This window comes from Arthrobacter humicola, assembly GCF_022803015.1.
Classification (GTDB): domain Bacteria; phylum Actinomycetota; class Actinomycetes; order Actinomycetales; family Micrococcaceae; genus Arthrobacter; species Arthrobacter humicola_A.
The window spans coordinates 253,540-271,635 of record NZ_JAFKON010000005.1 but is presented as its reverse complement, the minus strand read 5'-3'; the positions used below and the strand labels follow the sequence as shown (position 1 = coordinate 271,635).

Here is an 18,096-nt window from a genome sequence, read left to right as displayed (position 1 = left end):
GACTTCCCAGGTCATTGGGGGATGGCCGAGTGGCATCACCGGCTGCGGGCTCTGCGGTGGCCTTCATCGTCCGCTACACGTCAAGATCCGCTCCGGACCCACCGCTATACGGACACGCCCGGGAGGGCTCCGATTGCCATATTGAATTCTTCCAGGGTTGGGGGGTTCGCTCCCGGGCGCTGGACGGTAATGGCTGCGGCTGCAGCTGCGGTGTGTCCGAACTGCTCCAGGACAGCTGGGGCGAAGCATTTCGGTTCCTCGGGTGAGAAAGCCCAGAATCAGTCCTACGATCAAAAGTCCCGGCCACCTGGGGAGACCGGTACCGGCTGCCCTTTATGTCGGGGGCTGGCCCTGCCATTCTTTCGTATGGCCTTCAGCGGCACCATTGGCCTCATGGGCACACCCATTTGGTCGGCTCCAGCGTCCCCATGGGTACGCCCCCGCCTGCCCCTTGAACAAGAGGCTTATCAAGGGAATAGCCTGGGCTCCCGGTTTGCAGGCTAAGTGAGGATGGTCCGGTAGATACCCGTATGGTCCATGTCGCCGTCGCCGGCTTCGATCATGTTTTCGAACGCGCCTTCGAGGCACGTGGCTAATGGAAGCTTCAGTCCTTTACGCCCGGCAGTCTCGGTGATGAATCTGAGGTCCTTGAGCTGGTTCTTGGCTGATCCACCTCCCTCAAAGTCGGCGTCAATCCATCTCTGTCCCTTTTGCGCCAGCACTTCCGAATTTGCGAGACCGCCGGAAAGCACGGACTGCACTTTCTCGAGGTCCAAACCGGTGGTGCTTGCTAGGGCCATCGCCTCGGCAAGGGCCGTTACAGTGGCAGCCACAACGATCTGGTTGCATGCCTTCACGGTCGAGCCCGCACCGGTCTCGCCGAACCACACGAGCGTCGAGGCGTACAGTTCGAACACCGGCGTGATGCGGTCCACTGCGCCGCGGGGGCCGCCCACCATGATGCTCAGCCGACCCTCCTCCGCACCGATCGTGCCGCCGCTGAGCGGCGCGTCGATGACGGTCACCCCGTGGGTCCGCAAGCAGTCGTCGGCGAACTCCGCTACCGCCACCGGTGACACCGTCCCGTGAATCACGAGGATCGGACGCTCTATGCCGGCGGCCTTCCATCCCGCCAGCAGGCCGTCCTCACCGGGAAGCAGGGCCGCAACCTGAGGCAGGTCGGGCAACACGGTTAGCACAACCTCGCTGGCGGCACCGGCCGCGGAGGCCACGACCGTGCCGCCGCCAACCGCGTGGGCCTTTTCCGGCGTGCGGTTCCACAGGGTCAGGGGCACGCCGCCGGCGATGATGTTGCGGGCGATCGGGGCGCCCATGGGACCTGTCCCCAGCAACGACACTGATACGGGCAGTCCGTCGTAAGAAGCTTCCATTGTTCGCTGTCTCCTGGTTAGAAGGGGATGAGCCCGGCCAGGGCGGGGAGGAAGGTGCTGAACCAGGGAACCGCGGCCAGGACGAGGAGCCCGATGAATACTGCTATCAGGTACGGCCAGAAGTGCTTCAGGCTGTTTTCCACGGTTTCGCGGGCGGTGGCGCAGGCGACGTAGAAGCCGACGCCGGCCGGGGGTGCGAAGGAGCCGATACCCATGGCGATGATGAGCACCATGGCGTACTGCACCGGGTTGACGCCGAAGTCGGTGGCGATCGGCAGCAGCAGCGGGGCGAAGATGAGCACGGCGGGCAGGCCCTCGAGCAGCTGGCCCATGATGATGAGCAGGACGATGGTGAAGAGCATGAACAGGATCGGGGAGTCTCCGAGTCCGGACATCAGGTCGTGGATCTGCTGCGAGACGCCGGCGAGGGCGAGGGTCTGGGCCAGAGGCGAGGCTGCGGCGATGATGAAGAGCACCATGCCCGCCGTCGTCGTCGTTTCGCGCAGGGTGTCACCGAGGAGTTTCTTGCTGCCCCGCCGGTAGGCGGCGGCCAGCACGAACGCGTAGGCGACGGCCACCGAGGAGACTTCCGTCGGGGTCGCGAAGCCGCTCATGATGCCCACCACCATGCCGACCGGCAGGAGGAGGGTGGGCAGGGCGAAGAAGGTTGCCGAACCGCGGGTCCGCCAGGTGGCCTTGGGGCTGGCGACACCGCCCTGCTTGCGGGCCCTCAGGAAGACGAGCGCCATGACGACAAGGGCTAGGAACGCCGCCGGAACGAAGCCGGCCAGGAACAGGGTGGTGGTCGAGATGGTCGTGATGGAGCCGAGGATCAGCAGCACGATGCTCGGCGGGATGGTTTCACCCATGATGGCCGAGGCCGACAGGACCGCCACCACCTCGCCGCGCGGGTATTTGCGCTCTTCGAGCATGCCTCGCATGGTGGTGCCCACGGCCGCGACGTCGGCAACCTTGGATCCGGAAATGCCGGAGAAGATGTACATGGTGACCACCACCACCTGCAGAAGACCGCCGCGCAGGTGGCCGATGAGGGCGTCGACGAGCTTGGCCAGGGGCAGGGTGAGGCCGGCAGAGTTCATAACCGTGCCGGCGAGGATGAAGAACGGGATGGCCAGGAGCACGAACCCCTTGGCGCCCGAGGCCATGCCGATCGGGATGGCGCTGACATCGGAAATGCCGCCCAGGTAGAGGTAGATCCCCGAGGCCAGGGCCAGGACGAAGGCGATGGGGAGGCCAAGGAAGAGCAACAGGAACAGCACCGCGAGCACCACGCCCAGGAGGACGTTAGGGGACGCGTAGTAGAACAGGGGCGGGGCAAGCATGACGACGGCGACCATCGCCGCGGCGATGCCGGCGGCGGTCAGGACGGGCCGGCGTTCCTGCCGCCGGAGTTTGACGAGGGCGAACCATGCGATGAGCACCATGCCGACGGAGAATGGCATCGAGACCCAGAAGACGGGCAGTTGCAGGATGGGCGTCTTTTCTTCGATCTGCTGGGCCAGGGTCGGCACGAAGAGAGCAAATGCGCCTGCGCTCATGACAAAGACGAGCCAGTCGACCAGGGCGGCCAGGTAGGGCTTCCATGTTGCGGGCAGGCGCATGATGAGGGCCTGGACCGACATGTGCGCACCCTTGGGGTAGGCGATGGCTCCGCCGATGAAGGCGATGGTCAGGAGCGCGATTTCTGACACTTCCTGGGTCCAGAGCACTGAATCACCCGTGGCGACCCTGACCGCAATGTTCAGCAGGATGACGACGAGTTCGGCGAGGATCGCCGCGCCCACGGTCCATTCGAGGACCTTGTCGAGCCAGACGGCGCCGCTCCAGCCTGGCGGGACGTGACCGTGGTGCAGGATTTCTTCCGCGTCGGACGGAATGACCTCCTCGAGTTCCTCGGGAGCGAGCGTGTGTTTCATGTTCTTCCAGACTGTCGACGTTGAGAGCGGGACGTGGTGGGAGGGCCGGGGCGCCGCTGGCGCCCCGGCCCCGTGCGGGGTTACTTGGAGGCCGTGAAAGCGATGGCCTCGTCGAAGAACTCCTTGCCAATCAGCTGGGAGAACTGCGGGTAGAGGCTCTTGGACGTGGCCTTGAATTCCTCCAGGCCGGCGGCGCTGAGCTCGTTGACCGCCATGCCCTTGGCAGCGAGTTCATCCAGCTGCTTCTTGGACTGCTCTTCGTCGTAGCCGGTCTTGAACGTTGCCGTTTCGGCCGACGCGTCGGTGAGGGCTTTCTTCTGGGCCTCGGAAAGTCCTTCCCACTTCTTCGACGACAGGGCGAGCACCCATGCGTCGTTGATGTGGTTGGTCAGTGACACATATTTCTGCACCTCGGAGAACTTATTGGTCCACGGCACCTCGATCGGGTTTTCCTGGCCGTTAATCGTTCCGGTCTGCAGGCCCGTGAAGACCTCGGAGAAGGCCATGGTGGTCGGGCTTGCTCCCAGCTTCCCGAAGAAGTCGGTCCAGAGCGGGTTGCCGGGGACACGGATCTTGAGGCCCTTGAGGTCCGCAGGCTCCTCTATGGGGCGCACCGAGTTGGTGATCTCGCGGCCGGTCCGGGTGAGGAAGGACAACGCTACGGTGTCCTTGGATGCGAGCTTTTCCTTCAGCACCTGGCCCGGCTTTCCTGCCAGGAACGCAGCTTCCTCGGTGGTGTCCTTGAAGAGGTAGGGGATGCTGATGCCGTTCATTTCCGGCACCACGGAGGCGTACACGGAGGTCGAGAGGATGAGGGCATCGAGTGAGCCGCCCTGCAGACGGGTGACGGCGGCGTTCTGGTCCCCGCTGAAGCTCGTTCCGTTCGGAACCACCGTGACAATCACCGACCCGTTGGAGGATTTCTTGACTTCATCGGCGAAGTGTTGGGCGGAAACGCCCACGGACGAGGTGAGCGGATCCGGAATGGAAAGCTGGATTTTCGCCGGTGCGCCGCCGGAGGAGCCGGGCGCTCCGGAGGCGCAACCGGCGAGGAGCGTGGCGGCCAGGGTGCAGGCCAGCACACCGGTGAGGGCGCGGGTTTTGGATTTCATGTGATGCCTTTCTTCGTTGGAAGGAGTCTGGTTCCGGAGGCGTGAACGACATCGAATGAAGTTCATGGCCGCGCCCGGTTTAGTGCGGGGAGCGTTAGGCGCTGAGGGCGGGTTCCGTCACGAGTGCTTCGGTTTCGCGGCGCAGTTCAAGGGCCTGGGCCAGGGAGTCGTCGATAATGACGTCGTCCCAGCCGACGATCTCGCCCTTGGCGACGTCGTTGCGCAGTTCCACGTGGTGGGCCAGCGCCACCGGGAGGGCCCCGGTTGCGACTGAGTGCCTGGCCGACACGAGCTTGCCCCAGACCGTGTATCCGCCTTCGCCGTCGAGGAATTCACCGGCTTTGAGGTCCTTCTTGGCCGTCGCGACGACGTCACCGAAGAAACCGACGGGCGAGCCGGTGGAGATCCCCCGGAGGGCGGCGTTGGCGATGGAGACGTTCAGCTCCAGGCCCACGTAGTGGTACGGGCGGTACAGGGCGGCGTACTGGCCGGTGGGGTCCGGGTGCCACGGGTACTCGTTGAAGCAGCCGGAAACGTAGTCGTTCGTGGCCTTGACGACGACGAAGACGCCTTCCTGGGTGTTGTGAGGGATCCAGGAACCGTCGCGGTTGACGCTGGACATGACGTCGACCGTGCCTTCGTGGGCGAGGGCTCCCCCGACGTCGGCGGGCCGGCAGATCGTGGCGATTTCCTCGACATCCCCCGGTGTGAACGACAGCCCGGCGTCAGAAGGTACCAGTCCGGCGCCGTTGGCGACGGCGGCCATCTCGATGGAAGCCTTCGTGCCGTCACGGAACGAGGTGTGCATGTTGGGGTTCAGCTGCCCCGAGTCGGTGAGTTCCTTGGAGAACTCCCAGTTCTCCCAGACGTTGTCCGGGTTCATCTCGTGATAGTGCTCAAGGTACTTCGCGCCCTTGCCGGCACAGACAACGTCGAAACCACTGGTGCGTGCCCAGTCCACGAGTTCCATGATGAGGGCCGGCTGGTCGCCATAAGCCATCGAGTAGACAACACCGGCGGCTTCCGCACGCTTGGCCAGGGCGGGACCTGCCAGGGCGTCGGCCTCAACGGTGACCATGATGATGTGCTTCTTCGTTTCAATGGCACGCAGTGCATGCTTCACACCCACAATGGGGTTGCCCGTCGCTTCCACGATGACGTCGATGTCGACATCAAAGAGCTCGTCCGCGTTGGCCACGATCGTCGTGGAGCGTTCCCTGAGGGCGGTGGCGATGTCCGGAGCGATCTGGTCCGTGGGCCAGCCGACGAGTGCGAAGGCGCCTTCCGCGCGTTTGACGTTGATGTCCGCGATGGCGACGACGTGGATGCCGGGGATGTTGTTGGCCTGGGCCAGGTACATGGTGCCGTAGCGGCCCGCGCCGATGAGGCCAACGCGGATGGGGCGGCCTTCTTGCTCGCGGTCGCTAAGAAGTTTGTGCAGGTTCATGGGGATCTCTCTGGTTGACATATCGCGTCGGAGAGGCCGCCACCTTAGAGGCGAGCAACTTCTTCGTCACAACGGGAGTTTTTGGGACCGGAGTGGAACCGGTTCCACTTTTGTACCATTTGGTGTTAGGCTGTGTCAACGGTCACACCGGAACGCAATCGAAGGTTCCTCAGGCACGCATCCCAGGGCAGACGAACAGCTCGTGGTGATCAGCTGCCGAGACAGGACCCTCAACGAGGAGGAGAAGTGAAGAAGGCATCAACTATTCGCGATGTCGCGTCCGCGGCCGGCGTTTCAGTCTCTGTCGTGTCCCGGGTCCTGAACCCTGACTCGGGCCCCGTCGCGCCGGCCAAGCGCGAAACCGTGTTGAGGGTCATCGATGAACTCGGGTACCGGCCCCGGGCCGCCGCCCGTGAACTCAGCATCGGCCATACCCCCACTATTGGCCTGGTGGTAGCAGACCTGGCAAACCCCTTTTTTGCGCAGCTAGCCGACCGCGTCGTCTGGGAGGCCCGTAGCCACGGAGTGCAAGTGATGGTGATGACCACCCAGGAAGACCCCCACCTCGAAGCCGACAGCCTGGATACACTCCTCGACCGTTCCGTGGGAGGCGTCATTGCCACGCCCACCGGATCAAACATTGAAAAGTGGGCGCGCCTCCAGTCTCTGGGTGTGAATGTAGTCTTCGTCGACCGCAGCATTCCGGAACTCGCGGACGTCGACCTAGTGAGCATCGAAAACGTAGATTCGGCCCGACGCGCCACCGAACACATGCTCGGTCTCGGACACACGCGTATTGGCCTGATCTCTGGGCCCGTCAGCACCTCGACGGGTCGGTCCAGGATCGAGGGCTACAAGAGCGCGCACAACAACTTTTCGATAAGTGTCGACCCCCAGCTGATCCGGGATGTACCGTTTCGGGGAGACGGCGGGGGCGATGCAGCCGGGTCTCTTCTCGCTCTGCCAGACCGTCCGACCGGGCTCATTGTGGCCAACACCGCCCAGGTTCAGAGCTCCGTTCGACGCCTCGTCCAGATCGGCGTGCGGATACCCGACGAGCTCTCGGTCATAGTCTTTGACGACAATCCCTGGACGGAACTGACCAGCCCGCCATTGAGCGTAATCCGTCAGCCGATCGACATGCTCGCGGTGCACTCCCTGGAGCTGGTCCTGGGAAGGATGCAGGGCCGGCTCCCTCCAGCCCCCCGAACGATTGAAGTTAAGGCCGACTTCGTCCCACGCAGCAGCTGCTCACCCCTCACTCTCTCCCCCATCAGCTAAGGAAATCCCATGACCGTCATTGTTACCGCCGTTTTCACACCCAAAGAAGGGGCCTTGAGCGCGGTAGCTGCCGCCCTTTCCCCCGCAATCGCCGAAGTGCACCAGGAACCTGGATGCCTGCTGTACTCCATCCACGAAGCGCCTAACGGCCAGATCGTCATGATTGAAAAGTGGGAAACCGCAGAACTGCTCGACGCCCACGGTGAGGGAGAGGCCGTCAAACGCCTCAATGCCTCGCTCGACGGCCTCCTTCAGGAACCTGTCGAAGTTACCCGGCTCTCACCGATTCCCGCGGGGACCGAGCACCAAGGGACGCTGTAATGAAACCCGTCCTTGTCGTGATGGGCGTGTCAGGAGCAGGAAAATCCACCGTCGGGGCAGCGCTGGCCCAACGCACGGGCGCCACTTTCGTCGATTCCGACTCCCTGCACCCGCAGGAAAATGTGCAGAAAATGGCCGCCGGCAACCCCCTGGATGACCAGGACCGATGGCCTTGGCTTGGACTTGTAGGCGCCGAACTGGCGTCCATCCACCCGGAGGGGATCATCGTGGCGTGTTCGGCACTAAAACGAGCCTACCGAGACGCCATCAGGGCCAAAGCACCCGGAACCGTGTTCATTCAACTCAGCGTCGAGCTGCCCGTCCTGCAGAACCGAGTGGCCCAACGCCCCGGACACTTCATGCCGCCTTCCCTCCTCCAATCCCAGCTGGAAACACTGGAACCCCTACAAGCAGACGAAGCCGGACTTACCGTACCCACCCACGACGGCATCGAGGCAATGGCCAACCGGATCCTCGCTCAACTTCCAACAACCGCCGCGGCTTCCGCAAAGGAGGTCTCACCTGCGGACTAAATGAAGACTCGCTGAGTCCCGCCCGACTATCCCCAGATTGTCAAGACGATGACCTGGTCGGGCCACCTAACTGTCTCCTGAGGTCCCGCGGGCCACCGCCGATAGCGGATATTACGTAAAGTTGATTGCGCGCAAAAACGCTGAGCGTCTCCGTCTCGAGACCGACAGACGAATTGTTGTTTTCTCTAGACCTCCGCCACAGGCGCCGCGAACTGCGCCGCGTACAGCGCGGCATACGCCCCGCCCGCCTCCAGCAACGAAGCATGCGTGCCCTGCTCCACGATCTGCCCCGCCTCCATCACCAGGATGAGGTCGGCGTCGCGGATGGTGGACAGCCGGTGGGCAATGACAAACGAAGTCCGGTCGCTCCTCAAAGCACTCATCGCCTTCTGCACCAGCACCTCGGTCCGCGTATCCACGGAAGAGGTGGCCTCGTCCAGGATCAGCACCGACGGCCGAGCCAGGAACGCCCGGGCGATCGTCAGCAGCTGCTTCTCGCCGGCCGAGACGTTGGAACCCTCGTCGTCGAGCACGGTGTCGTAGCCCTCAGGTAGGGACCGGACGAACCGGTCCACGTACGTCGCCTTCGCGGCCTCCAGGATTTCGTCCTCCGAAGCGCCGGGCCGGCCGTAGGCGATGTTGTCCAGGATGGTCCCGCCGAACAGCCAGGTGTCCTGCAGCACCATGCCCATCCGCGAGCGCAGCTCATCCCGGGTCATCGCGGTGACGTCCACGCCGTCCAGCGTGATCCGGCCGGCGTCGAGCTCGTAGAAGCGCATCATCAGGTTCACCAGGGTGGTCTTGCCCGCACCCGTCGGGCCCACAATGGCCACCGTCTGCCCCGGCTCCGCCACCAGGCTGAGGGAGGAAATCAGCGGCTTGTCCGGCGAATAGGAGAAGGACACGTCCTCGAACACCAGCCGCCCCCGGCCACCAGTAGGCGCCTCGGACGGCGAAGGATCGGGCGACTGCTCGTCCGTGTCCAGCAGCTCGAACACCCGCTCGGCCGAGGCCACGCCGGACTGCAGCAGGTTCGCCATGGACCCCAACTGGGCCAGCGGCTGGGTGAACTGCCGTGAGTACTGGATGAACGCCTGCACATCGCCCAGCTGCATCGCCCCGGAGGCCACCTGCAGGCCGCCCACCACGGCGATCCCCACGTAGACCAGGTTCCCGATGAACGTCATGGCCGGCATGATCAGGCCGGAAATGAACTGCGCGCCGAAGCTCGCCTGGTACAGCTCCGCGTTCTTCTGCCGGAACCGCTCCTCCACCTCGCGCTGCCGGCCGAACACCTTCACCAGGGCGTGCCCCGTGTAGGTCTCCTCAATCTGCCCGTTCAGCTCCCCGGTATGCCTCCACTGCGCCACGAACAGCTTCTGGGAGCGCTTGGCGATCACCGCCGTCGTCACCAGCGTCAGCGGAATGGTCACCAGCGCAATCAGCGCCAGCGTGGGCGAGAGCAGGACCATCATCACCAGAACCCCGGCCACGGTCAGCACCGAGGTCACGGCCTGGCTGATGGACTGCTGCAGGCTCTGGGAGATGTTGTCGACGTCGTTGGTCACCCGGCTGAGCAGCTCGCCGCGCTGCACGGAATCGAAGTAGCGCAGCGGCAGCAGGTTGATCTTCGCCTCTATCCGTTCCCGTAGCCGGAAGACCGTGCGCTGCACGACGCCGTTGAGGATGTACGCCTGCATCCAGCCGAACACCGACGCCAGCACGTACAGCACCAGCGCCCACAGCAGCACGGTGGCCAGCGCGGTGAAGTCGATCCCGGCGCCGGGGGTCAGCGTCATGGCGCTGAGCATGTCCGCCTGCTGGGTCTGCCCGGCGGCGCGCATTTGGGCGATCACCTGGTCCTGGGTCTCCCCGGGCGGCAGCTGCTTGGACACGACGCCGGCGAAGATCAGGTTGGTGCCCTCGCCCAGCAGCCGGGGTCCGATCACCGAGAACGTCACCCCGACGACGGCGAGCACCAGGACCAGCGTCAGCCACAGCCATTCGGGCCGCAGCTCCCCCAGCAGCCGCCGGGCAGACGGTCCGAAGTTCATGGCCTTCTCGGCCGGGATGTTCATCCCGGCAAACGGACCGCCCGCCGGACGGGGAATCCGCATGGGGGTTTTCGCCGCGGGAGCCGCGGGGGCCCCGGGGGCCCCGGCGGCAGGAGCGGCGGCGGGGGCCGGCGTCGGCGCCTTGTCGGTGCGGCTCATGCTGCCTCCTCCGCTGCGAGCTGGGAGTTCACAATCTCCTGGTACGTCTCCGACGCCTCCAGCAGCTCCTCGTGCGTGCCCTGCGCGACGATCCTGCCGCGTTCGAGCACCAGGATTTGGTCCGCGTCCACAATGCTGGAGACCCGCTGGGCGATGATCACCATGGTGGCGCCGGCGGTGTGCTGCTTGAGTGCCTGCCGCAGCCGGGCGTCCGTGGCGGTGTCCAGCGAGGAGAAGGAGTCGTCAAAGATGTACAGCTCGGGCTGTTTCACCAGCGCCCGGGCGATCGCGAGCCGCTGCCGCTGGCCGCCGGAGACGTTGGTGCCGCCCTGCGAGATCGGTGCATCCAGCCCGCCCTCCAGATCCTCCACAAAATCCTGCGCCTGGGCAATCCTCAGGGCCCGCCAGAGCTCGTCCTCGGTGGCGTCCGGCTTGCCGTAGAGCAGGTTGCTGCGCACCGTGCCGGAGAACAGGTAGGGCTTTTGCGGGACCAGGCCGATGTGCCCCCACAGCAGGTCCGGGTGCAGCTCACGGACGTCCACGCCGTCAATCCGGACTGAACCGGAGGTCGCGTCGAAGAGCCGCGGCATCAGGTTCACCAGGGTGGTCTTGCCGGAACCGGTGCTGCCGATGATCGCCGTCGTCTGCCCCGCGCGGGCGGTGAAGTTCACGTCCGACAGCACCGGCTGCTCGGCACCCGGGTAGGCGAACCCGACGTCGCGCATCTCCAGCTCGCCACGGGCTGCCCGCCCGGCCGCGCGCGACACCGGGCGCAGCGGCGGCCGGACGCTGGATTCGGTCCCGAGGACCTCGCCGATCCGGTCCCCCGAGACGGCGGCGCGCGGGATCATGATCGCCATGAACGTGGCCATCATTACGGACATCAGGATCTGCATCAGGTAGCTCAGGAACGCGATCATGGTGCCCACCTGCATGGAGCCGTCCTCGATCCGGAACGCGCCGAACCAGATCACGGCCGTGCTGGAGACGTTGAGGACCAGCATCACGGTGGGGAATGCGAGAGCCATGAGCCTGCCGGCGCGCAGCGCAGTGTCCGTGACGTCCTCGTTGGCGCGGGCAAAGCGGGCCGTCTCCACGTTCTCCCGGACGAAGGCCCGCACCACGCGGATGCCGGTGAGCTGTTCGCGCAGCACCCGGTTGACGGTGTCGATCCGGGCCTGCATCACCCGGAACAGCGGCACCATCCGCAAAATGATCGAACCCACCGCGGCCAGCAGCACGGGGACGCTGACGGCGATCAGCCAGGACAGCTGCAGGTCCTGCCGGATGGCCATGATCACCCCGCCGATGCAGAGCATGGGCGCCGTAACCATGAGCGTGGCGGACATCAGAACCAGCTGCTGGACCTGCTGGACGTCGTTGGTGGAGCGGGTGATGAGGCTGGGCGGGCCGAACCGGGTGACTTCCTGCTCGGAGAACGCGGCGACCCGGCTGAAGATAGCACCCCGGACGTCCCGGCCCAGCGCCATCGCGGCCTTCGCCCCGAAGTACACGGCCACGACGGTGCAGATGACCTGCAGCAGCGTGACCGCCAGCATCAGGCCGCCGACGCGCAGGATGTAGTCCGTGTCCCCCGTCGCCACGCCCTGATCGATGATGTCCGCGTTCAAGGTGGGCAGGTACAGCGAGGCAATGGACGCCGCCAGCTGGAAGACGACGACGGCGAGCAACAGCCGCCGCTGCGGCCTCAGGTATTCGACGAGCAGTTTCCAGAGCATCCGGTCTCCACTTCACGCGTCACAGGCACTGATGTGGGTCAGTCTACGTCCGGCCGCCGGGAGATAGCTGGGTTCCTCTCAGGGCGAATCGGGGGCGGGCCTGCGGCGATGTTCAAATGCGCGGTTTGCTTGCCGGGCTGGACTGCTTGCCGGGCTGGACTGCTTGCCGGGCCTGCGGCCCGGGTGTAGCTTGAGGCGGATGCTGCGCATCGGCTCAATCGTCATCCGGGTGGACAACCTCGAACGCCAGATGAGTTTCTGGCAGGCAACCCTGGGCTACGAGCCCCGGTACGAGCCCGACGGGGACTTCGTGATCCTGCAGCCGCCGGGCGGCGTGGGCACCTGCGTCTCCCTGGACCGGGTCCCCGCGGCCGTCCAGATTCCCCCGCGCCTGCACCTGGACCTCTACACGGACACCCAGGATGCCGAGGTGCAGCGCCTCCTGGCCCTGGGCGCCACCCGGGTCGAATGGAGCAAGCGGCCCTCGGACGCCGACTACGTGATCCTTGCCGATCCGGAGGGCAACAGGTTCTGCGTGGTGGACACCGCCGGGAGCCGTTGAAACCTGTTGCTTCGCAGGGGAACGGTGTGCCAGCCTCGAAGTGATCCCGTCGCCGCGGCGACGACGGGCGACGGAGAAGGAGCACGGCATGGGACTCATCCATATCGACCTGTTCACCACTCTCGACGGCGTTGCGCAGGCGCCCGGCGGGCCCGACGAGGACCCTGCCGACGGCTTCGCGTTTGGCGGCTGGCAGGCACCCCTCATCGACGAGGTCGTCGGCGGGCAGGTCGTCTCCGGGATGGAAGGGATGGACGCGCTTCTGCTCGGACGCCGGACCTACGACATTTTCGCCGCCTACTGGCCGCACGCCAACGGTGACATCGCACGGCTGTTCAACCGCATCCCGAAATATGTGGCCTCGCGCCAGTCGCCGGCCCTCGAATGGGCCGACTCCACGCTCCTCGGTCCTGATACCGTCGCCGCCGTACGCGAACTGCGCGACCGGCACGAGCACATCCACGTGATCGGCAGCCTCGACTTCGTGCAGACCCTGTTTGCCGAGCGGCTCTTCGACCGACTTACGCTCTGGGTATATCCGATCCTCCTCGGCGGTGGAAAGAAGGTCTTCGCGGACGGGGTAGTTCCGACGAACCTCAGGCTCATCGAGCCGGTCGTCGCCTCACAGAAGGGCGCGGTGCAGCAGCGCTACGCGCTCGCCGACGGCACACCTGGCGTCGGCGATATGTCGGCCGTGACCCAGGAGGGCTAAAGCGACACGCCCGGGCCGGGGCCCGTGCCGCCCAACTAGCCGTTCAACACCACATTCACCGGCGGCTCGCCCGCCAGCATGATCTCGATCTGCCGCTGCAGCAGCCGGCCCATCCGCGGGCGCATCGCCGAGCTCGCGCCGCCCACGTGCGGGCTGATGATGACGCCCGGGGTCCGCCAGAGCGGGTGGTCCTGCGGCAGGGGTTCGGGATCAGTGACGTCCAGCGCGGCGCGGATCCGGCCGGAGGCGGTGTGCCGGACCAGTGCCTCCGTGTCCGCCACCGGGCCGCGGGCCACGTTCACCACCAGGGCGCCGTCCGGCATGGCCGCGAGGAAGGCGTCATCAATCAGGTGCCGGGTGGAGTCGCTGAGCGGAACCCCCACCACCACGATGTCGTGCTCCGGCAGGAGCGTGTGCAGCTCCGCGATGCCGTGGATCCGGCCGCGGTCATCCGTCCGTTCGGTGCTGGCCACCCGGGTCACGGTGGTCTCGAATGGAAGCAGCCGGTCCTCGATCGCCTTGCCCACCCCGCCGTAGCCAACAATCAGGACACGGCGGTCGGCCAGGCTGGCCGTGGGCCGGGCATCCCACCGGCCGTCCTGCTGGTTCTGGATCAGGCGGGGCAGCTCGCGCTGGCTGGCGAGGATCAGGGCGAGCGCCAGCTCCGCGGTGGAGGTCTCGTGCACGCCGGACGCGTTGGCGAAGACCCGCCCGGCCGGCAGGAACTCCGCCACGCCGTCGTACCCGATCGATTGGCTCTGCACCAGGGCCGTGTCCACCGCTGCCAGGCTCCGCAGGACCGCCGGCCCGCCCATGTACGGCGGGACCACGATGTCGATCCGCGGCAGGGGCGGCTCACCGGCGAGGTCCCACTCCAGGACAGTGACGTCCGGGTGCGGCTGAAGGTACTCACGCAACGCGGCGTCCGGCAGGCTGACAGTAATTTTCCGGGTCATGAATGCCAGCGTAGTGGAACCGCATCTGGGATTTTTGTCCCACTTGGGCCGCGCCCCGCGCGCTCCGTGGACTTCACCCCCGGCCCGGCCTAACGTCGGAGGCACCACCCAGTCGAGTCCGGAAAGGCCCACGCACATGACGAATCCGGGCCCCCGGCCGGCCGCTCCCACCCACCGCAGGAACGTGGTGCTCGTCTGGGCCGCCGCCGTGCTGGTGCTGGCCGCCGTCGTGGTCCTCGGCGCGATCCGCACCGCACCCGGCAGTGATTCCCACACCCGTGACTTCCTGACCCGCGACTTCCTGACCGGTGACGTCCTGACCGTCGCCCAGCAGCAGGAGCCGGGCCCGGCGGAGACCGCACCGGCAGCCCCCGCCGCCGCCGTCGACCTTCCCGCCGAGATGCAGCGGATCATCGGCGCGCACCCCGATCACCGGATCGGCGTCGCCGTGCTGGACACCCGCGACGGCCAGCTGCAGAGCTACGGCGACGTGGCACCGTACACCGCAGCGAGCACCGCGAAGGTCCTGACGGCCGCCGCCTACTACCACCTCGTGGAAACCGGCGATAAGTCACTCGATGCTCCCCTGGGTGCGTTTAATGCCGCGTTCCAGCTCAAAGCCATGATCAATACCAGCAGCGACGACTCATGGCTCCTGCTGATGCGGGACATCGGCTACCCCAACCTCACCGCCTACGCCGCCACCCTCGGCATCACCTACGATCCCGAGCAAAACCTGGTGGCCCCGCCGGACATGGCGCGGCTCCTGGCGCAGCTCACCACGGGCAAGCTGCTCAACGCCGATCACACCGCGGAGCTGCTCGGCTACATGCAGCACACCAATGACGAGGACCTCGTCCCGGCCGCCGTTGCGCCCGGCATCACGGTCCACCACAAGTACGGCGTGGTGCAGGGCTACGTCCACGACGCCGCCCTGCTCAGCGCCGGGGACCGCTCCTACGCGGTGGTCATCTATACGTGGGGCCCGGACGACGCCGACAGTGCGGACCGCCTGGACCTCATCCACGACCTGACCCGCCAGCTCACCGGCGCGCTTTTTGGGCGGTGATGGTGAGGTCCCTGTTAATAGCCTGAAAATCAACCGATCAAAGGTGGCGCAGGCTCCATTACGGGGGCAGGATGAAAGAAGCGGGAATAGTCTCAGCCGCAGCTGCCCGATGGAACCCCACGCCGTGGGGCCGTCCTCTGGAGGAGCACCAGATGTCCATTCCTTCTGAATCAAGAACGTTCAGTCGCCCCGACGCAGGGGCCTCTTGTCCAGCGCGCGGTCCAGCACGTCCTGCCGCGCCGCCCTGACGGGTCCGCACCAGCTCAACCGCCGGCCCCACACAGCGGGGCACGGGTCCGGCCCGCACTCCGGGCTGATCGAGGCTGCTGGGGCCCCGGAATTCCTCCCAGTCACATGTAGGAGACGCCGCAGTATTGGAGCAGGCCTAGGATCCCGCGAAGAGGACCGTGCAGATGCGCGGCTAGGGGGGCCTTCCGGATCCGGGCTTTTCCAGGGAGTCACCTTGACCCGCATCCTTATTGCAGAAGACGAAGAACGCATCTCCCGCTTCATCGAAAAGGGCCTGCGCGCGGCTGGCTACGTGCCCACAGTGGTCGCCGACGGCGTCACGGCCGTGGACTACGCCTCCAGCGGCGAATTCGATCTCCTGCTTTTGGACATCGGGCTCCCCCGCCTGGACGGGTACGCCGTCCTCGCGGCACTGCGCCGCGGCCAGGTGGGCATCCCGGTCATCTTCCTCACGGCCCGCGGATCATCCAGCGACACCGTCGCAGCGCTGGAGGGCGGCGCCGACGACTACATCGTCAAGCCTTTCCACTTCGAGGAACTCGTGGCCCGCATCAAGGCCCGGATCCGCAAGTCGGACACCGGCGACGTGCTGGCGGGAAGCGTCATGCGCTACGGGCCCCTGGAACTGAACCTGCTCACCCACTCGGTCAGCGTCGACGGCAGAATGGTGGAACTCTCCGCCCGCGAATTCGCGTTGGTGGAAATGTTCCTGCTCCACCCCGGGCAGGTTCTGAGCCGGCAGCAACTGCTCAGCCATGTCTGGGGCTACGACTTCGACGGCACGTCCAACGTGGTGGATGTTTACGTGCGTCAGTTGCGGATGAAACTCGGCGCGGACCGAATCCTCACCACCCGCGGCGCCGGGTACCGCCTCAGCTAGGCACAGCAAGCTGATCCGCGCAGGAAGGGAACAGAGTGGCCACCTCGGATGAACATCCCAGTGAAGTCGGCCAGGCCGCGCCGGCGGTTGCCTTCCCTGAGGCGGAAACCCAGGACCCGTCCGGCTGGGGCGCAAAGTTCCACTCGGTGCGTTTCCGGGTGGTGGCCGCCATGCTGGGCATGATGCTCGCCGGAGTGGTCACGGCCGGGATGGTCACGTTCGTGGTGCAGTTCCAGGAGGCTGACGCCAGGACAGACCAGGCGGTTCTGGACAAGGCCAACGCCGTGGTCAAGCTCGTCCAGACCAACAAAAAAACGTCCGGAGACTACGCCAACAGGAAGTACATCAGCGCACTTCACGAGGCCGCGGAGGATATCGAGCCGCGCAGCAACGAGGTCATGGCAGGGATAGTGGATGGGCATGTGGCATGGACCGTTGAGGGCAACGGGGACAGCAACCTCCTGAACAACAGCATGTTGGCCGATGCCGCCCAGCTCAGTAACCAGGCCGGCGCGTCCTTCGGCGAGCTGAACTCGGACGGCCGTCCGCTCAGAACAGTGGTGGTGCCCATGAAAGGCGCCCCCGGGACATTCTTCCTGGTCGGCCGGGACGCGGGCGACCAGCGCGAGCACAACGCCAGCTCGGTCCGGACGTATTCGCTGGTGGCCCTCGGCATGCTCCTGGCTGCCGCGGTGATTGGCAGCGTGGTTGCCGGCCGGCTGCTCGATCCGCTCCGCCGCATGCGCGAGACTTCCCGGGCGGTGGGTCCGGAGGACCTCACGCAGCGGGTCCAGGTGCGCAAGGGCGAGGACGACGTCACCCTGCTTGCCAAGACCTTCAACACCATGCTGGAAAGACTCGATGAGGGCGCCCAGCAACAGCAGCAGTTCCTGGACGACGCCGGCCATGAACTGCGGACCCCGCTGACCATCCTCCGCGGGCACCTCGAGCTCGTGACGGTCGATGATCCGGACGATGTCATTGCCACCAGGGACGTGCTGCTGGACGAGGTGGACCGGATGCAGCGCCTGGTGGACGACCTCCTGCTGCTCGCCAACTCCGGCGAGATCGGCTTCATCCAGCGTGAACCCGTCCGGGTCCCGGAACTCCTGGATCAGGTCATGGAGAAAGTGCACGTCCTGGCCGACCGGCACTGGCAGATCGATGAAAGAGCCGACTACGTGGTGGAGGCGGATCCGCAGCGCCTCACCCAGGCACTGGTCCAGCTCGCCGCGAACGCCGTCAAGTACACCGGTCCGTCCTCCACCATCGCGCTCGGCTCCCGGATTGAGCGCCCGACGGCGAACGACGGCACCTCGCTGCCCCCGCAGGACACCCTCGTGCTGTGGGTGCGCGATGACGGGATCGGCATCGCCACCGAGGACCAGAGGCGGATCTTCGAACGGTTCGGCCGGGCGCACACGGGCCGCGGCGTGGAGGGCTCGGGACTGGGCCTTGCCATTGTCGCGGCCATCGCCCAGGCGCATGGGGGCGTGGCCACGGTGGAATCCGAATTCGGCCACGGGGCCACTTTCCTGATCCGGATCCCCCTGCAGTCCTCCGGCGTCCGCGTCTGACCTGGCCCGCCGTCTTACCTTGCCCGCCGCCTTACCTTGCCCGCCGTCTGGCCTGGCCCGCACCTGCCGGTGTACGTGCCTAAGCGCGGCGCCGCAAACGCGGGCCCTTGGATGAGG

At 66.0% G+C, this 18,096-nt stretch carries 15 protein-coding genes and 1 pseudogene; 8 read left to right on the top strand and 8 right to left on the bottom strand.

Translation table 11 applies throughout. From position 1 onward, the window contains the following. Positions 1-104: 104 nt before the first annotated feature. The 5 genes and pseudogenes from ARTB_RS12460 to ARTB_RS12440 all read right to left on the bottom strand — a co-directional run. A pseudogene (locus tag ARTB_RS12460) lies at positions 105-282 on the bottom strand (carbohydrate kinase); the annotation flags it as partial. 218 nt (positions 283-500) lie between these two features. Beyond that, positions 501-1,391 (bottom strand): NAD(P)-dependent oxidoreductase, encoded by an 891-nt coding sequence (locus ARTB_RS12455; protein WP_243180733.1) that lies wholly within the window; start codon positions 1,389-1,391, stop codon positions 501-503. 17 nt (positions 1,392-1,408) lie between these two features. Next, the gene (locus ARTB_RS12450) at positions 1,409-3,328 is read right to left on the bottom strand and encodes a TRAP transporter large permease (protein WP_243180730.1); all 1,920 of its coding nucleotides are present in this window, start codon (positions 3,326-3,328) and stop codon (positions 1,409-1,411) included. Positions 3,329-3,408: 80 nt separating this feature from the next. Further along, on the bottom strand, positions 3,409-4,440 hold the full coding sequence (locus tag ARTB_RS12445; RefSeq protein WP_243180725.1) for a DctP family TRAP transporter solute-binding subunit: 1,032 nt from the start codon (positions 4,438-4,440) through the stop codon (positions 3,409-3,411). 94 nt (positions 4,441-4,534) lie between these two features. Beyond that, entirely contained in the window at positions 4,535-5,887 is a 1,353-nt protein-coding gene (locus tag ARTB_RS12440) for an NAD(P)H-dependent oxidoreductase (RefSeq protein ID WP_243180723.1), read from the bottom strand. Positions 5,888-6,133: 246 nt separating this feature from the next. On the opposite strand from ARTB_RS12440, the gene ARTB_RS12435 reads away from it, so the two are divergent. Genes ARTB_RS12435 through ARTB_RS12425 form a run of 3 tightly spaced genes read left to right on the top strand, consistent with a single transcriptional unit; the run spans position 6,134 to position 8,022 of the window. Then, positions 6,134-7,168: a LacI family DNA-binding transcriptional regulator gene (locus ARTB_RS12435; protein ID WP_243180722.1), complete on the top strand. Its 1,035-nt coding sequence runs from the start codon at positions 6,134-6,136 to the stop codon at positions 7,166-7,168. 9 nt (positions 7,169-7,177) lie between these two features. After that, positions 7,178-7,489: a putative quinol monooxygenase gene (locus tag ARTB_RS12430; RefSeq protein WP_243180721.1), complete on the top strand. Its 312-nt coding sequence runs from the start codon at positions 7,178-7,180 to the stop codon at positions 7,487-7,489. Beyond that, the gene (locus ARTB_RS12425; RefSeq protein ID WP_243180714.1) at positions 7,489-8,022 is read left to right on the top strand and encodes a gluconokinase; all 534 of its coding nucleotides are present in this window, start codon (positions 7,489-7,491) and stop codon (positions 8,020-8,022) included. The genes ARTB_RS12430 and ARTB_RS12425 overlap by 1 nt, the downstream gene beginning before the upstream one ends. 185 nt (positions 8,023-8,207) lie before the next feature. On the opposite strand, the gene ARTB_RS12420 is transcribed toward ARTB_RS12425, so the two are convergent. Together ARTB_RS12420 and ARTB_RS12415 are read right to left on the bottom strand one after the other, a co-directional pair. After that, positions 8,208-10,235: an ABC transporter ATP-binding protein gene (locus tag ARTB_RS12420; RefSeq protein WP_279294209.1), complete on the bottom strand. Its 2,028-nt coding sequence runs from the start codon at positions 10,233-10,235 to the stop codon at positions 8,208-8,210. Then, complete coding sequence (locus ARTB_RS12415) at positions 10,232-11,974, bottom strand: ABC transporter ATP-binding protein (RefSeq protein WP_243180712.1); 1,743 nt, start codon at positions 11,972-11,974, stop codon at positions 10,232-10,234. The genes ARTB_RS12420 and ARTB_RS12415 overlap by 4 nt, the downstream gene beginning before the upstream one ends. Positions 11,975-12,173: 199 nt before the next feature. On the opposite strand from ARTB_RS12415, the gene ARTB_RS12410 reads away from it, so the two are divergent. Both ARTB_RS12410 and ARTB_RS12405 read left to right on the top strand, forming a co-directional pair. Then, positions 12,174-12,536, top strand: coding sequence for a VOC family protein (locus tag ARTB_RS12410; RefSeq protein WP_243180711.1), 363 nt, complete (start codon positions 12,174-12,176; stop codon positions 12,534-12,536). A gap of 88 nt (positions 12,537-12,624) precedes the next feature. Continuing rightward, positions 12,625-13,248, top strand: a complete 624-nt coding sequence (locus ARTB_RS12405) for a dihydrofolate reductase family protein (protein ID WP_028275838.1) — start codon at positions 12,625-12,627, stop codon at positions 13,246-13,248. A 35-nt stretch (positions 13,249-13,283) separates the two neighbouring features. Here ARTB_RS12405 and ARTB_RS12400 read toward each other — a convergent pair whose 3' ends face one another. Beyond that, complete coding sequence (locus ARTB_RS12400; protein WP_243180710.1) at positions 13,284-14,204, bottom strand: 2-hydroxyacid dehydrogenase; 921 nt, start codon at positions 14,202-14,204, stop codon at positions 13,284-13,286. 136 nt (positions 14,205-14,340) lie between these two features. Between ARTB_RS12400 and ARTB_RS12395 the strand changes: the two genes are divergently transcribed. From ARTB_RS12395 to ARTB_RS21770, 3 genes are all read left to right on the top strand, one after another. Beyond that, positions 14,341-15,273: a serine hydrolase gene (locus tag ARTB_RS12395; RefSeq protein ID WP_243180708.1), complete on the top strand. Its 933-nt coding sequence runs from the start codon at positions 14,341-14,343 to the stop codon at positions 15,271-15,273. A 463-nt stretch (positions 15,274-15,736) separates the two neighbouring features. After that, on the top strand, positions 15,737-16,402 hold the full coding sequence (locus ARTB_RS12390) for a response regulator transcription factor (protein ID WP_028275840.1): 666 nt from the start codon (positions 15,737-15,739) through the stop codon (positions 16,400-16,402). Positions 16,403-16,437: 35 nt separating this feature from the next. Next, the gene (locus ARTB_RS21770) at positions 16,438-17,979 is read left to right on the top strand and encodes a sensor histidine kinase (RefSeq protein WP_243180703.1); all 1,542 of its coding nucleotides are present in this window, start codon (positions 16,438-16,440) and stop codon (positions 17,977-17,979) included. Positions 17,980-18,096 lie beyond the last annotated feature (117 nt).

Bases quoted from the DNA above. Each gene is read 5' to 3' on its own strand.
- ARTB_RS12440 (WP_243180723.1), bottom strand. From the start codon at position 5,887: ATGAACCTGCACAAACTTCTTAGCGACCGCGAGCAAGAAGGCCGCCCC.
- ARTB_RS12400 (WP_243180710.1), bottom strand. From the start codon at position 14,204: ATGACCCGGAAAATTACTGTCAGCCTGCCGGACGCCGCGTTGCGTGAG.
- ARTB_RS12420 (WP_279294209.1), bottom strand. From the start codon at position 10,235: ATGAGCCGCACCGACAAGGCGCCGACGCCGGCCCCCGCCGCCGCTCCT.
- ARTB_RS12415 (WP_243180712.1), bottom strand. From the start codon at position 11,974: ATGCTCTGGAAACTGCTCGTCGAATACCTGAGGCCGCAGCGGCGGCTG.
- ARTB_RS12455 (WP_243180733.1), bottom strand. From the start codon at position 1,391: ATGGAAGCTTCTTACGACGGACTGCCCGTATCAGTGTCGTTGCTGGGG.
- ARTB_RS12425 (WP_243180714.1), top strand. From the start codon at position 7,489: ATGAAACCCGTCCTTGTCGTGATGGGCGTGTCAGGAGCAGGAAAATCC.
- ARTB_RS12410 (WP_243180711.1), top strand. From the start codon at position 12,174: ATGCTGCGCATCGGCTCAATCGTCATCCGGGTGGACAACCTCGAACGC.
- ARTB_RS12395 (WP_243180708.1), top strand. From the start codon at position 14,341: ATGACGAATCCGGGCCCCCGGCCGGCCGCTCCCACCCACCGCAGGAAC.
- ARTB_RS12430 (WP_243180721.1), top strand. From the start codon at position 7,178: ATGACCGTCATTGTTACCGCCGTTTTCACACCCAAAGAAGGGGCCTTG.
- ARTB_RS12405 (WP_028275838.1), top strand. From the start codon at position 12,625: ATGGGACTCATCCATATCGACCTGTTCACCACTCTCGACGGCGTTGCG.
- ARTB_RS12450 (WP_243180730.1), bottom strand. From the start codon at position 3,328: ATGAAACACACGCTCGCTCCCGAGGAACTCGAGGAGGTCATTCCGTCC.
- ARTB_RS12445 (WP_243180725.1), bottom strand. From the start codon at position 4,440: ATGAAATCCAAAACCCGCGCCCTCACCGGTGTGCTGGCCTGCACCCTG.